This window comes from Rouxiella badensis, assembly GCF_026967515.2.
GTDB lineage: Bacteria > Pseudomonadota > Gammaproteobacteria > Enterobacterales > Enterobacteriaceae > Rouxiella > Rouxiella badensis.
The window spans coordinates 2,753,560-2,765,970 of sequence record NZ_CP114062.1 but is presented as its reverse complement, the minus strand read 5'-3'; the positions used below and the strand labels follow the sequence as shown (position 1 = coordinate 2,765,970).

Annotated in this window: 17 protein-coding genes; 4 read left to right on the top strand and 13 right to left on the bottom strand. The window is 48.5% G+C overall.

Annotated elements, in window-relative coordinates; all coding sequences use genetic code 11:
* Positions 1 to 20: 20 nt before the first annotated feature.
* Positions 21 to 1,400 (bottom strand): NAD-dependent succinate-semialdehyde dehydrogenase, encoded by a 1,380-nt coding sequence (locus O1V65_RS12815; protein ID WP_227952690.1) that lies wholly within the window; start codon positions 1,398 to 1,400, stop codon positions 21 to 23.
* Positions 1,401 to 1,669: 269 nt separating this feature from the next.
* Between O1V65_RS12815 and O1V65_RS12810 the strand changes: the two genes are divergently transcribed.
* On the top strand, positions 1,670 to 2,011 hold the full coding sequence (locus O1V65_RS12810) for a DHCW motif cupin fold protein (protein WP_017493641.1): 342 nt from the start codon (positions 1,670 to 1,672) through the stop codon (positions 2,009 to 2,011).
* A 43-nt stretch (positions 2,012 to 2,054) separates the two neighbouring features.
* Complete coding sequence (gene ddlA, locus O1V65_RS12805) at positions 2,055 to 3,152, top strand: D-alanine--D-alanine ligase (RefSeq protein WP_017493640.1); 1,098 nt, start codon at positions 2,055 to 2,057, stop codon at positions 3,150 to 3,152.
* Positions 3,153 to 3,208: 56 nt separating this feature from the next.
* Here the strand turns inward: ddlA and bhsA (O1V65_RS12800) are convergent, their stop codons facing one another.
* The 11 genes from bhsA (O1V65_RS12800) to O1V65_RS12750 all read right to left on the bottom strand — a co-directional run bounded on the left by bhsA (O1V65_RS12800) (position 3,209) and on the right by O1V65_RS12750 (position 8,977).
* Positions 3,209 to 3,469 (bottom strand): multiple stress resistance protein BhsA, encoded by a 261-nt coding sequence (bhsA, locus tag O1V65_RS12800; protein ID WP_017493639.1) that lies wholly within the window; start codon positions 3,467 to 3,469, stop codon positions 3,209 to 3,211.
* 167 nt (positions 3,470 to 3,636) lie between these two features.
* The gene (gene bhsA, locus O1V65_RS12795) at positions 3,637 to 3,897 is read right to left on the bottom strand and encodes a multiple stress resistance protein BhsA (RefSeq protein ID WP_017493638.1); all 261 of its coding nucleotides are present in this window, start codon (positions 3,895 to 3,897) and stop codon (positions 3,637 to 3,639) included.
* Positions 3,898 to 4,047: 150 nt separating this feature from the next.
* The gene (gene bhsA / locus O1V65_RS12790) at positions 4,048 to 4,308 is read right to left on the bottom strand and encodes a multiple stress resistance protein BhsA (protein WP_017491540.1); all 261 of its coding nucleotides are present in this window, start codon (positions 4,306 to 4,308) and stop codon (positions 4,048 to 4,050) included.
* A gap of 263 nt (positions 4,309 to 4,571) precedes the next feature.
* Positions 4,572 to 4,835 (bottom strand): multiple stress resistance protein BhsA, encoded by a 264-nt coding sequence (gene bhsA / locus O1V65_RS12785; protein ID WP_017491541.1) that lies wholly within the window; start codon positions 4,833 to 4,835, stop codon positions 4,572 to 4,574.
* A 227-nt stretch (positions 4,836 to 5,062) separates the two neighbouring features.
* Positions 5,063 to 5,323 (bottom strand): multiple stress resistance protein BhsA, encoded by a 261-nt coding sequence (bhsA, locus tag O1V65_RS12780; protein ID WP_227952691.1) that lies wholly within the window; start codon positions 5,321 to 5,323, stop codon positions 5,063 to 5,065.
* A gap of 269 nt (positions 5,324 to 5,592) precedes the next feature.
* Positions 5,593 to 5,853, bottom strand: coding sequence for a multiple stress resistance protein BhsA (gene bhsA, locus O1V65_RS12775; protein WP_017491543.1), 261 nt, complete (start codon positions 5,851 to 5,853; stop codon positions 5,593 to 5,595).
* Positions 5,854 to 6,022: 169 nt separating this feature from the next.
* Entirely contained in the window at positions 6,023 to 6,283 is a 261-nt protein-coding gene (bhsA, locus tag O1V65_RS12770) for a multiple stress resistance protein BhsA (protein ID WP_017491544.1), read from the bottom strand.
* 290 nt (positions 6,284 to 6,573) lie between these two features.
* On the bottom strand, positions 6,574 to 6,843 hold the full coding sequence (gene bhsA, locus O1V65_RS12765; RefSeq protein ID WP_269129771.1) for a multiple stress resistance protein BhsA: 270 nt from the start codon (positions 6,841 to 6,843) through the stop codon (positions 6,574 to 6,576).
* Positions 6,844 to 7,244: 401 nt separating this feature from the next.
* Positions 7,245 to 7,433 (bottom strand): Hok/Gef family protein, encoded by a 189-nt coding sequence (locus O1V65_RS12760; protein ID WP_192504449.1) that lies wholly within the window; start codon positions 7,431 to 7,433, stop codon positions 7,245 to 7,247.
* Between the two features lie 536 nt (positions 7,434 to 7,969).
* Positions 7,970 to 8,227: a multiple stress resistance protein BhsA gene (gene bhsA / locus O1V65_RS12755; RefSeq protein ID WP_017491547.1), complete on the bottom strand. Its 258-nt coding sequence runs from the start codon at positions 8,225 to 8,227 to the stop codon at positions 7,970 to 7,972.
* A gap of 489 nt (positions 8,228 to 8,716) precedes the next feature.
* The gene (locus tag O1V65_RS12750) at positions 8,717 to 8,977 is read right to left on the bottom strand and encodes a hypothetical protein (RefSeq protein WP_017491548.1); all 261 of its coding nucleotides are present in this window, start codon (positions 8,975 to 8,977) and stop codon (positions 8,717 to 8,719) included.
* A gap of 175 nt (positions 8,978 to 9,152) precedes the next feature.
* Between O1V65_RS12750 and O1V65_RS12745 the strand changes: the two genes are divergently transcribed.
* Positions 9,153 to 9,812 (top strand): TetR/AcrR family transcriptional regulator, encoded by a 660-nt coding sequence (locus O1V65_RS12745; protein WP_017491549.1) that lies wholly within the window; start codon positions 9,153 to 9,155, stop codon positions 9,810 to 9,812.
* Between the two features lie 85 nt (positions 9,813 to 9,897).
* Entirely contained in the window at positions 9,898 to 10,779 is an 882-nt protein-coding gene (locus O1V65_RS12740) for an oxygenase MpaB family protein (RefSeq protein WP_084911540.1), read from the top strand.
* 19 nt (positions 10,780 to 10,798) lie between these two features.
* On the opposite strand, the gene abgT is transcribed toward O1V65_RS12740, so the two are convergent.
* Positions 10,799 to 12,328 (bottom strand): p-aminobenzoyl-glutamate transporter, encoded by a 1,530-nt coding sequence (gene abgT, locus O1V65_RS12735; RefSeq protein WP_017491551.1) that lies wholly within the window; start codon positions 12,326 to 12,328, stop codon positions 10,799 to 10,801.
* Positions 12,329 to 12,411 lie beyond the last annotated feature (83 nt).

Here is a 12,411-nt window from a genome sequence, read left to right as displayed (position 1 = left end):
GGAGGGCGGCTGGATGACCGTCAGGATTTTTCGGCCAGAACGACCAGTTTCTGATTCACAAATTCTTTGATACCCAAGTCTGAAAGTTCTCGGCCAAAGCCTGAACGTTTCACGCCACCGAAAGGCAGTTCCGGCGCAGTATTGGTGAGTGAATTCACGTAAACCATCCCGGTCTCGATTTTCGAGGCCAGCTTACGAGCACGAGTGAGATCGCGGGTAAACAGCGCACCGCCAAGACCGTAATGCGAGTCATTGGCCAGTTTCACCAGCTCCTCGTCATTTTTCACCACGTAGACCTGCGCCACCGGGCCAAAGAACTCTTCAAAGTAGGCCGGATTGTCGCGCGTGATCCCGGTGAGGACAGTGGCCTCAAAGAAGTTACCCGGATTGTTGCTTACCGGTTCACCCCCAACGAGCACTTTCGCCCCATGTTTAACGGCTTCTTTCACCTGTTTAGTCAGCGTGTTAACTGCATCGGCAGAAGAGAGCGGACCGAGAGTGGTTTTCTCGTCGAGTGGGTCACCTATTTTCAGCTCTTTAAAGTGCTGAGTGAATTTTTTCAGGAATTCATCGGCGACCTTCTCGTGAATAATAAAGCGTTTGGCGGCAGTACAGACCTGGCCGGCATTGGCAACGCGCGCCTGAGCGCCCACCTTGGCTGCGTGGTCGATATCAGCGTCTTCAAGAACGGCAAAAATATCGTTACCGCCCAGCTCAAGCGTTGATTTTTTCAGTTTACCGGCCGCACGTGATGCCACCACCGCCCCGGCTTTTTCAGAGCCGGTCAGGGCAACGCCTTGAACGCGGTCGTCATCAATGATGGCCGATACCTGATCTTGTGAAATAAACAGGTTGGTATATGCCCCTTTTGGCGCACCCGCTTCGGTAATCAGTTTCTCAAACGTTTCTGCACTGTGCGGCACGATGCTGGCGTGCTTGACCAGCACGCTGTTACCGGATGCCAGATTGGGCGCTAGAACGCGGATAAGCTGGTAGAACGGGAAGTTCCACGGCTCCACGGCCATGATAACCCCGATAGGGCTGTGCTCGACCCAGGCCTCACCCAGGTTTGACTTATAGGACACCGGTTTAAGAAATTCTTCCGCATTTTCGGCATAATATTTTGCGATATCGGCGGTGAGCTGAACCTCTGCACGGCTCTGCTCAATCAGTTTGCCCATTTCGATACTGATGCCTTTCGCCAACTCTTCTACGCGTGACGAGATAATATCCGACAGCTTGTGCAGTACGTTGAGGCGTTGCTTGATATCGCCCTGTGCCCAGTCGGATTTATACAGTTGATGTGCCGTTTCCAGAGCCTGTTCGACGTGCCGATCGTTATGCGTTTGATATTCTTTGATGAGCTTATTGTTGAACGGGTTGATGGTTTGATAAGGCATGAATTGCTCCTTGTTTTGCCGTTCAGAGGGGGAAATCACTGTTGATCCCCTGAACATGAATTGAGGTGCGAAATTCAGCTTTTGCTGCGGCTGACTGTCAAGCATAGTCGAATGAGAGAGTCTTTTTGGTGTTTGGCTGCGGTTCGGGGGCTTTTAGGAGTTGTCCTTTTCCTGAAGGTTTGGCTCAAATTTAGAATCTTTGCATCAGCCGATTGATTGACGGACGATTCACTTCTATTCTGGAATTCCCCCAATTGTATGAGACTGAAATGAATTTATCCTCTATTCCTTTTTGTACCACCGACTGGAGCCAAATTGAACCTACCGAGCATCAGGGTGAAATCGGCATGGCGCTTTGGCGAACTCAGCACTTTGGGGATGACGCACAGCCAATCCGCGTCAGGATTGTTGAATATTCGGCGGGATACCTGGCCGATCACTGGTGTAAGAAAGGGCACGTTTTATTTTGTCTCGAAGGTGAGTTGCATACCACGCTTGAAGATGGCCGGTCGTTCATCCTCAAACCCGGTATGAGTTACCAGGTGGCGGATAATGCAGAAGCGCATCAGTCCTCTACGCCCTCTGGAGCAAAGTTGTTTATCGTAGACTAAGCGCGGTTAATGTTGATTAAGAGCAGTTTTGAAGGAGTCTAGAGTGAGTAAATTACGCGTGGGTATCATCTTTGGAGGCAAATCGTCGGAGCATGAAGTCTCGCTGCAGTCTGCACGCAATATCGTGGATGCGATGGACAAGCAACGTTTCGAGGTGACTCTGCTGGGGATCGATAAGCAGGGCGAATGGCACATCAATGATACCAGTAACTATCTGATTAACGCCGAAAACCCGTCGTTAATTGCGTTGAATCGCTCGAATCAGCAGGTCGCGCTGGTACCCGGTCTTGAAAAAAATCAGCTTATTGACACCCAGAATGCCCACGCACTGTCGCAGCTTGACGTTATTTTTCCGATTGTCCATGGCACGCTGGGAGAAGACGGTTCGTTACAGGGACTGCTGCGGATGGCAAACATTCCCTACGTCGGTTCCGGCGTGCTCGGTTCAGCGGTGTGCATGGATAAAGATGTTACCAAGCGTCTGTTGCGTGATGCCGGGCTCAACGTAGCGCCGTTTATTACCCTGACTCGCCGCACTCGCAGCCAGCACAGTTTCGACAGTATCGTTCAGCAGCTTGGCCTGCCGTTGTTTATCAAACCCGCCAATCAGGGATCCTCCGTTGGGGTCAGCAAGGTCAAAGATCTCGCATCCTTCGAGCAAGCGTTGGACAGCGCCTTTAGCTTCGATCATAAGGTATTGGTCGAGTCGGCAATCAAGGGGCGTGAAATAGAGTGTGCGGTGTTGGGCAATGATTACCCTAAAGCCAGCACCTGCGGTGAGGTTATCCTCAACGATGAGTTCTACTCCTACGATACGAAATACATCAACGAGCAGGGCGCATCGGTTGCGGTACCGGCGGACCTGGCTGCAGAAGTTAATGACCAGATTAGAGAGATAGCGATTCAGGCATTTCAGGCATTGGAATGTCGGGGCATGGCGCGCGTTGACGTGTTCTTAACGGAAGGGGGAGAGGTGGTGATTAATGAAATCAATACGCTGCCTGGCTTCACCAATATCAGCATGTATCCCAAGCTCTGGGCGGCCAGCGGATTGGATTACACTTCACTTATTACCCAACTAATAGAATTGGCTATCGAGCAACACTCGCAGGACTGCCAGCTTAAAAGTTCGGCGCACTGATTTATAGAAACGAAAAAGGCGGCAATCGCCGCCTCTTCTACTGACTGCTGTCTGACTTATTTATACAGTTCAGCGGTTCCGTACAGGTAATTGTCACCACCGGCTGAAATGATGCGGTAAGAAGTCGCACCTTCCTGAGCCGCTTTGGCCGCCAGTTTACCCTGCAGGCTGGTCAAATCACTGGCCCCAGTGCTTGCACTTACCACACCGATGCTTTGTTCACCGGCTGGAGCTGAACTGACTTCGGTCGCCGCAAAAGTGGCGAATGAAGCCGTACTCAGTGCGATAACAGCAAATGCTTTAATCAGGTTTTTCATTTTATTGTCCTATTTATTGTCGTTTTGCTTAATTTCTATGACGACATTGATTGTCGTTCGCTTGTGAAATCAAGCCTCAATACTGTCCGATACACATTGGCTGCCTTTTAACCTGCGCTGACCGAATGTGTGGTACCCATACTTCTATGACGATTTGAATCTAAGGCTTATTTGTAGATTTCAGCGGTACCGTACATGTGGTTTTCACCACCAGCCGCAACGATGCGATATGAGGTTGCGCCTTCTTGAGCGGCTTTAGCAGCCAGTTTGCCTTGCAGCGTACTCAGGTCACCGCCGTTGGTTGATGCGCTAACGGTACCGATGCTCTGTTCACCCGCTGGGGCCATACTCACTTCGGTAGCCGCGAAGGTCGCGAATGATGCGGTGCTCAGTGCGATTACTGCCAATGCTTTAGTCAGGTTTTTCATGGTCTTAATTCCTATTCTCGTTGTCATTAGACTTAATTTTTCGCTGACGATATTGTTTATCGTTCGTTAATTAAATGTTAAGCCTTGTCTCTGTCCGATGCAAACTATTTATTTAATAACCGTTAACTAATTGTGCTACTACCGTAAGACTTATTTGTAGATTTCAGCGGTACCGTACATGTGATTTTCACCACCGGCCCCGACGATACGGTATGAACTTGCTCCTTCCTGGGCCGCTTTAGCAGCCAGTTTGGCTTGCAGCGAACTCAGATCACCGCCGTTGGTTGATGCACTAACGACACCAATGCTTTGTTCACCTGCAGGAGCTGAGCTAACTTCGGTAGCAGCGAATGTCGCAAATGAAGCGGTAGTCAGTGCGATAACGGCAAATGCTTTAGTCAGGTTTTTCATGATGGCTTCCTCATTATCTGGTTAGCTGAAACGTTGTCTTATCGAGTTCAGCGATTGATTTTTGTTCGTCGTTATTAATTAACGTTCGATAAGTTAATGATAGAGACTGAACGGATTCTGTGCAATCTATTTTTATATTAATCGTTAACTAATTGTGCGGTTCGTTTAATGGGGTGATCAGTCCACAGCGAAATCGTTAATTAAGGAAAAGGTGGCCGTAGCCACCGATAAGTGCCTGTATTAATTGATTGATTAAACTGAATTTATTTATAGATCTCGGCGGTGCCGTAAAGATGGTTCTCACCGCCTGCCGAGGTGATGTGATAAGAACGTGCGCCTTCTTCAGAGGCCTCACTGGCGAGATTACGCTGAAGTGCGCTGAGGTCGTCACTGTTGGTTGAGGCACTCACTTCACCTATCTTGTGCTCGCCATTAGGCTGTGAGCTAACGGCAGTAGCAGCAGCAAGGGTGGTGAACGAGGCGGCACTGAGGGCAATAACAGCCAATACTTTGGTTAAATTTTTCATTTCAGTTCTCATTTAGTCTTTCACCCCGCCTTTTTACCTCTTTTTTCTTATCGAAAACTTAAATCTCAAAGCTTGCACATAAACTTCGGCACTCTCATACAAATGGCTTTATCTCTGAAAGATTTAGCTAAAGATAATTTGCGAAAACAAGACATTAGCTGACAATTGAACGCGAAAAAGGCGACAAATGCCGCCTCTTCTCTTTTTCACGCTCTTGCTACAAAAGCTTATTTGTAGATTTCAGCCGTACCGTAAAGATGGTTCTCACCTCCGGCGGCCACAATGCGATAAGAGCTTGCCCCTTCCTGGGCGGCTTTAGCGGCCAGTTTCCCCTGTAGCGTACTTAAATCACCGCTGTTAGTGGACGCGCTAACCTCACCGAGGCTTTGTGCTCCCTGCGGAGCTGAACTCACTTCAGTGGCGGCAAAGGTAGCGAATGAAGCGGTAGTCAGGGCGATAACAGCAAATGCTTTGTTCAGAGTTTTCATGATGGCTTCCTCATTATCCTGTAGACCGAACCCGCTATTTTTTGAGGGTCGGAACCTGTTTTTTTGGGTCTACGATATTAATTAACGTTCGATAATTAAATGATAGTGACGGATCGATTCTTGTGCAATTTGTTTTTTTATCAATCGTTAACCTATTGTGCGGGTCTTTTTTGGAGAGGGGAAGTGAGGGAATTTTGGGAGATATAAAAATGAAAAAGGCGACAACTGTCGCCTCTTCTTCATACTTATAACACGTTATATTTTAAACATTATTTATAAATTTCAGCCGTACCGTAAAGATGATTTTCACCACCGGCAGAGACGATACGATAAGAGCTTGCCCCTTCCTGAGCGGCTTTTGCAGCCAGTTTACCTTGCAATGTACCTAAGTCACCGCTGTTGGTAGAAGCGCTAACCTCACCCATGCTCTGTGCACCTTGAGGCGCCATGCTGACTTCTGTTGCCGCGAAAGTAGCAAATGAAGCGGTAGTCAGGGCGATAACCGCAAATGCTTTAGTCAGGTTTTTCATAATATTTTCCTCTATATCGTTTTGCTTAATTTCGGTGACGTCATGATTGACGTTCGATGTGAAATTAGGCGTCTTACTGTCCGATACATCTCTCCGGCAAAGTTCTGCTGACAAGATGCGAATACCCATACTTCTTTATTCTTACTCTGCTGCTAAAAATGATTCATGCTTATTTGTAGAGTTCTGCAGTACCGTACATATGGTTTTCACCACCGGCAGAAACGATGCGATAAGAACTTGCCCCTTCCTGGGCGGCTTTAGCAGCCAGTTTGTTCTGCAGAGTCGTGATATCGCTACCGTGAGTTGATGCGCTCACCATACCAATACTTTGTTCGCCTGCTGGCGCCATGCTCACTTCTGTTGCTGCAAAGGTGGCGAATGAAGCGGTACTCAGGGCGATAACAGCAAATGCTTTAGTCAGGTTTTTCATGATTGCTTCCTCATTATCGTGTTAGCCGAACGGGATACTGCTCGAGTCCAGCGACTAATTTCTGCTTCGTCGTTATTAATTAACGTTCGATAACTTAATGATAGGATCGGATCGGAATCTGTGCAATTTATTTTTGTATTAATCGTTAACTAATTGTGCGGATCGCCAGTAAGCCCATGTTTGGCGTTAGTTTAGTCATGCTTGATCCTGTTTTATCGATGTTCTCTTTTTGCTGCCTCGATCGAGCGCAAAGCGAGGGAAAGCATTTCCCGACGTGACGGTGAAGCTTATTAGCGATACAGCTCGGCGCGGCCGTAGAAATGATTTTCGCCGGTGGCGAAAATTACGCGATAGGAGGTAGCGCCCTGCGCGTCGGCCTCGTTTGACATTCTATGTTTAAGTGCACTCAGGTGATCCCCACCCGAGACGTTTATCACTCCCATGCTGACCTGACCTGCTGGTGCTGAACTCACCTCGGTCGCCGCCACCGCGGCAAATGAAGCACTAACGAGCGCAACAGCAGCCAGAGTTTGATAAAAAGTTATGGTGATGTTTTTCACGATGATTTCCTCGTTATTGGCACAATTGTCAGCGTGGCCACTGTGAGTCCATCAACGAAATCTCTTCGGTAGGGCACATGGTCACTTTTATTAATATTCATTAAATAAAGCGTAGTGGTGGTATGCCTGCCCTGCCACCAAATTAAATAACGATTATTAATTTAATTGGCGTTATTTAACTGGCGAAGATGAAAATATCCGATTTAAATATCTTGTTAATATATTGTTTTTAAATGGCTTTATATAAGTCACTTTTCTCCTTTCGCTGCATTTTGATTTAAAAGCTATTTTTGACATAAAAATGCCAGCCCGAAGGCTGGCTGATAAATTTAAACGGGTGCTTTGGACCTTTGTCTGACAACCTCCAACGGACGGGAGCGAGCTCCCGCCTGTTGGATTGCTTACCTCACGGATTCGTAGGCCGATGATGCAACAACCTCTATCCAAATGCTCTTCACCTTAACCTCACAAAGTGTATTTCCTTTCATCCAGGTGAACGCTAAAAGACTCGCACAGATGAAAAAGACCAGCAGAACAATCGTTATAGATGTGAAGCGCACATAGACCTCCTTTTCCTTGCATTCCTGCATATGAGGCGCTACCTTTACGTTGTTGGACATAAGGGACGCCTCGAGTTGATGTAATATCAGTTCGGGGCTTTTCTCATTCTGTCCCTGCATAAATTTTATTTCATGCCCAGAGCAGAAAGATCCTGAGCACCCGCACAAAGAAGATCAGTATTGTCCCTCTGTTGTTATTATATTCCCCATTTAAATTAATCGATTAAATTTATAAAACGGTTGGTTTTTGTGGTTGGTAGAGCCGGTGGTGAAATTAAAAATCATTTATTATCTTTTGGCGTTGATTTAATTGCTCTATGGTTTTTATAAAACAATGTAGGGTGTGAAATAAAAGAATATTTTATTTAATTGGCGTAGAGCAGTAAAGGACAGCTTTATTGGTTTAAATATTAACCTGACTCTATCCAGCAACGAAATATCTTTGAAGAAGACAAATTTTATACCCTATGAAATGAGCAGGCTATCGATAACCCTCTGCTTGCTTTGGTTTTACCGATGTTAAAAAAGGCGGCCACGGCCGCCTTTCGTCATTATCTTTATCAGGCTTATTTATACAGCTCAGCCGTTCCGTACAGGTGGTTGTCACCTGAGGCTGAAATGATGCGGAAAGAGCTTGCGCCAGCTTCTTCAGCTTTAGCGTTCAGATTACGCTCCAGGCTTGAGAGATCGCTACTGGAGGTAGCTGATACTACACCTATTTTCTGTGAACCCGCTGGAGCCTGAGTGACTTCTGTCGCGGCTAAAGTTGAAAATGAACCGGTAGCCAAGGCCAGTGCTGCAAAAATCATGGTTAAGTTTTTCATGGTGTCTAATCCCATAGGTGATGAACATGCGTTCTTTTCTTCGGCGGAACGCTATTAGTTAACGTTCGATAATTAAATGTTAATCTTCAGGGGCCACCTTGGCAATCTTTTTTATTAATGATCGTTAACTAAATGTGCTGTGAGGGGGTAACTCACAGAATAGGAAAGAAATTTCTGCGCATAAATCAGTTGGGTGCCTGAAGTCGCCTGCGGATTACCTAAGGTGATAAGGGTTGTGAAATATCTGCATTAAATGAGCCGGGTCGTCTGTCGTACTCTGTATTTCTGCTTATAACTTATTCAATCTCATTGCTTTTTTCATTATCTTGCAATGGTTATTCAATATAATCATTCGGATTTGGCATCCAAAAAGTTTATTTTAATAGCCGCTAATAAATTCTTGAGGTACGAGGATGAGGGTGTTAAAAAAGAAGGCAGCATAAAATGCTCTGCCTTCTTTATGGGTACTCAGGCTTCGATAGGGACATCTTAGTAGTAGATGGCGGAAGGTGAGTTATGTGACGCAACAGGAGCCGGCGGTATGGTCGGTGAACTCGAGATACCAGGTTGTGCTGGTTTCCTGTTCAGAGTGCCATGCGGAGGCTGTACGACATTACTGTCGCCAGTCACGTTAACCATCGCGACCTGCTGAGTTTGTACTGGCATCATGATTGTCTGCTGTGCGGCAACGTTAGCAACCGGCACAACGGCCAATGCCATTACTGCAAGAATCAATTTGATGTTTCTCATGATGTTAGGTCCTGGGTTACTGTCTTATAGCTGAGTAGTTTTCTGTAGGGAGTGATTTACTTATCGCTCGATAATTAAATATTAATCTCTACTGGACTTCTGCGCAACTATTTTTAATAATGATCGTTAATTTATTTCGACAACCATAATCACAAGAGTGATGAAAGGAGGGTGTATGAGCACTGAACAGACGGCATTAGTCCGGAAAAGTCGCGGTCGCCCAAAACAGTTCGATCGCGGAACTGCTCTGAGTAAAGCGTTAAACCTGTTCTGGCGTCATGGCTATGAAGCCACGTCTTTGGCTGACTTAGTTGAAGCAACGGGTGCGAAAGCGCCTACTTTATATGCTGAATTTGGCAACAAAGAAGGGTTGTTCCGTGCATCGGTTGAACATTATCTGGCAACCTTTTACGAAAAGAGTTTATGTCTGCTAAGCAGAGATGATTTGTCGGTAGAACAGGCAGTAGAGCAGTATTTGCGTACCACGGCCGAGATGTTTACCGACTGCGACACGCCGAGCGGCTGCTTTATCATTAACGCAGCGTCGGGCATGTCTGCAGCTTCTCAGGAAATTTCTGACATGCTACGTTCACGCCACCTGTCTCAGGAGCGCACCTTGTTCGAGTTTTTTGAGAAGAAAAAACTGAGCGGCGAGTTCCCGAATGATTCCGACAGTTCTCTTTTGGCGAAATACGTGGCGACCACCGTTCAGGGAATGTCGGTGCAGTCGCGAGACGGTGCCAGCAATGAACAGTTGGGCGCTATTATTGACCTGTTTATGTACGTATGGCCGCAACTGCGCACCGTTCCGATGTCGAGCGCGATTGCCCACTAAGCCATGGTTTGACGTAGCGAAGAAACTTTCATCCCTGTATGCCTTAGGCACGCCTTATTGTAGAAAATATTGAGAACAATGTGTCATGCCAGTTGGTGAAAGTTTACGTAAGAAGATAGAGCGCCAGGTGTTAAGCATTTCCGGCCTGGCGCTGGGAGGAATCGATTTCGAACAGCCTCGTGGTGATGCCGGGTTATTTGGACCCGACACCGTAGTGTGGCAAGTTCACGGCGATTTCTCGACCATGTTGTGCGGCGGCGTGAGTGCACTGCTGCTGCAAATGCTTCATCCTCTTGCTCTGGCGGGCGTGTGGGATCATTCGAACTTTCGCCAGGACATGCTGGGGCGTCTCAGACGCACCAGTCAATTCGTTTCTGGCACCACTTTTGCCTCTCTTGCAGACGCTCAGCGTCTTATCGAACGCGTAAAATCCATTCATCTTGGCGTGACCGGCGTCGATGCGCACGGCAACCCTTATGCCGCCAGCGATCCCGATTTATTGGTGTGGGTGCACGTTGCCGAGTCCTACAGCTTTCTCCAGTCCTATCTTCGCTATCGTAATCCCAATCTCAGCCTCGCCGAGCAGGACCAGTATTACCGTGAAGTCGCGCGTGTGGTCGAGGGGTTGGGGGGCGTCAATGTGCCCACCAGCGTGAAAGAAATCGACGATTATCTCGAGCGCATGCGGCCCTCTTTACGCTGTGATGAGCGCACGCTTGAAGTGGTAAGGCTGCTAAAAAACGCGCCCGCACCCAGCCGAGCCGCGGTTCCCGTGGGTAAGCTGATGATTTGGTCGGGCATTGAACTGCTGCCGCAGTGGGCGCAGGACGAGCTGGGGATCAGGTTTTCGCCGTTGATCCGCAAAGGCATCGACTTTTCAATGCGTCGCATCGCCAGCGTGCTGCGCTGGGCGGTGAGAAACGGTTCCTGGACAAGAGCGATGCGGCGCGTCGGACGATTGCCCTAGCGCCGCGGCGTTTAGACGATTACGACGGCATGTGCGGATACACGCCCGGACCAATCGGCAGGCCCAACAGATACCAGACGACCAGCATCAGCAGCCAGACCAGGAAAAACACCACCGGATACGGCAGCACCAGCGAATAGTAAGTGCCGAGCTTAGCGTCCTTGTTGTAACGCTGTAGAAACCCGAGAAACAGCGGCAGGAAAGGCGACATCGGTGCCAGCGGCAGCACCGAGGAGTCAGCGATACGAAATACAATCTGTGCAAACGCGGGATGGAACCCGATCAGCATAAACATCGGGATAAAGATCGGTGCGAGAATCGACCAAATCGCCGAACCGCTGGCGATAAACATGCACAGCAGCGCCGACAGGAAGATAAGCCCCACAAACGCCGGAATACCCGTCATCCCAAGCTTCTCCAGCACATCGGTCAAGCCGATAGCCATAAATTTCCCCATATTGCTCCAGTTAAAGAACGCCACAAACTGGGACAGTGGGAAAACCATCACGATGAAACCGGCCATGCCTTTCATTGGATCGATCAGTAGATTAGGGATATCACTCTGCGAGCGGATCTGTTTCGTGACCAGGCCGTAAGGGATCGAGACGACAAAAAAGAATAGGATAATCAGCGGCACAATGCCCTGAATAAACGGCGAAGGCACTATCCCGTGGGTGTGGGGATTACGCAGCGGAGCCGACTCCGGCACTACCAGCATGGCCACCAACGCGATAAACACCAGTGCGGCGATACCGCTGGCCCGTAACCCGCGATTCTGCAGGGCGGTGAGCTTTTTCATTTCCTCGCTGCGATCGCCGTCGTAGGCCGGCAGGCGCGGTTCGACAAATCGGTCGGTCAGAATACCGCCGACCAGCGTCAATACAATCACCGATGCGGCCATAAAGTACCAGTTATCAACCACGCTGACCTGCACCGCTGGGTTGATAACCTTCGCTGCCTCAGAACTCAAACCTGACAACAACACGTCAGTCGTCACGATCAGCAGGTTAGCGGTAAAGCCGCACCCGACGCCGGCGATGGCCGCCAGCAGTCCGGCAACCGGATGACGTCCCACGGCGAGGAAGATGAGCGCTCCCAGAGGGGGCATTACCACCAGTGCGGCATCGGAAGAGATATGGCTGAAAAAAGCAATGAAAATAACCAGATAGCTCGCGTACTTTGCGCTGACTCCCGCCGCCATCTTGTACATCAGGCTTTGCAATAGCCCTACGCGTTCGGCGAGTCCTGCCCCCAGCACCAAGGCCAGAATCGACCCCAGTGGCGTAAACCCGCTGAAGTTTTTGACCACGTTAGGCAAGATCCACTGTAACCCTTCAACGCTGAGCAGGTTTTTAACGTGGATAATCTCACCGTTGGTTGGATTAACTGCGGTGATGTTTAGCCAGGAAATCACCGCGCTGCTCAGCATTAACACAACAATCAGATAGACAAACAGAAGGAATGGATTAGGAATTTTGTTCCCTACGCGCTCGACCCAACGGAAGAAACCGCCCGGGCTATGTTGTTGTTCCTGTGCTTCAATACTCATTAAAAACCCCTCGTCGAAAAAAGTGATCACGTTAATTTCCGCCGGTCGTGCCGTGCGGTTTTATTATTTTTTTATGCCCGGCC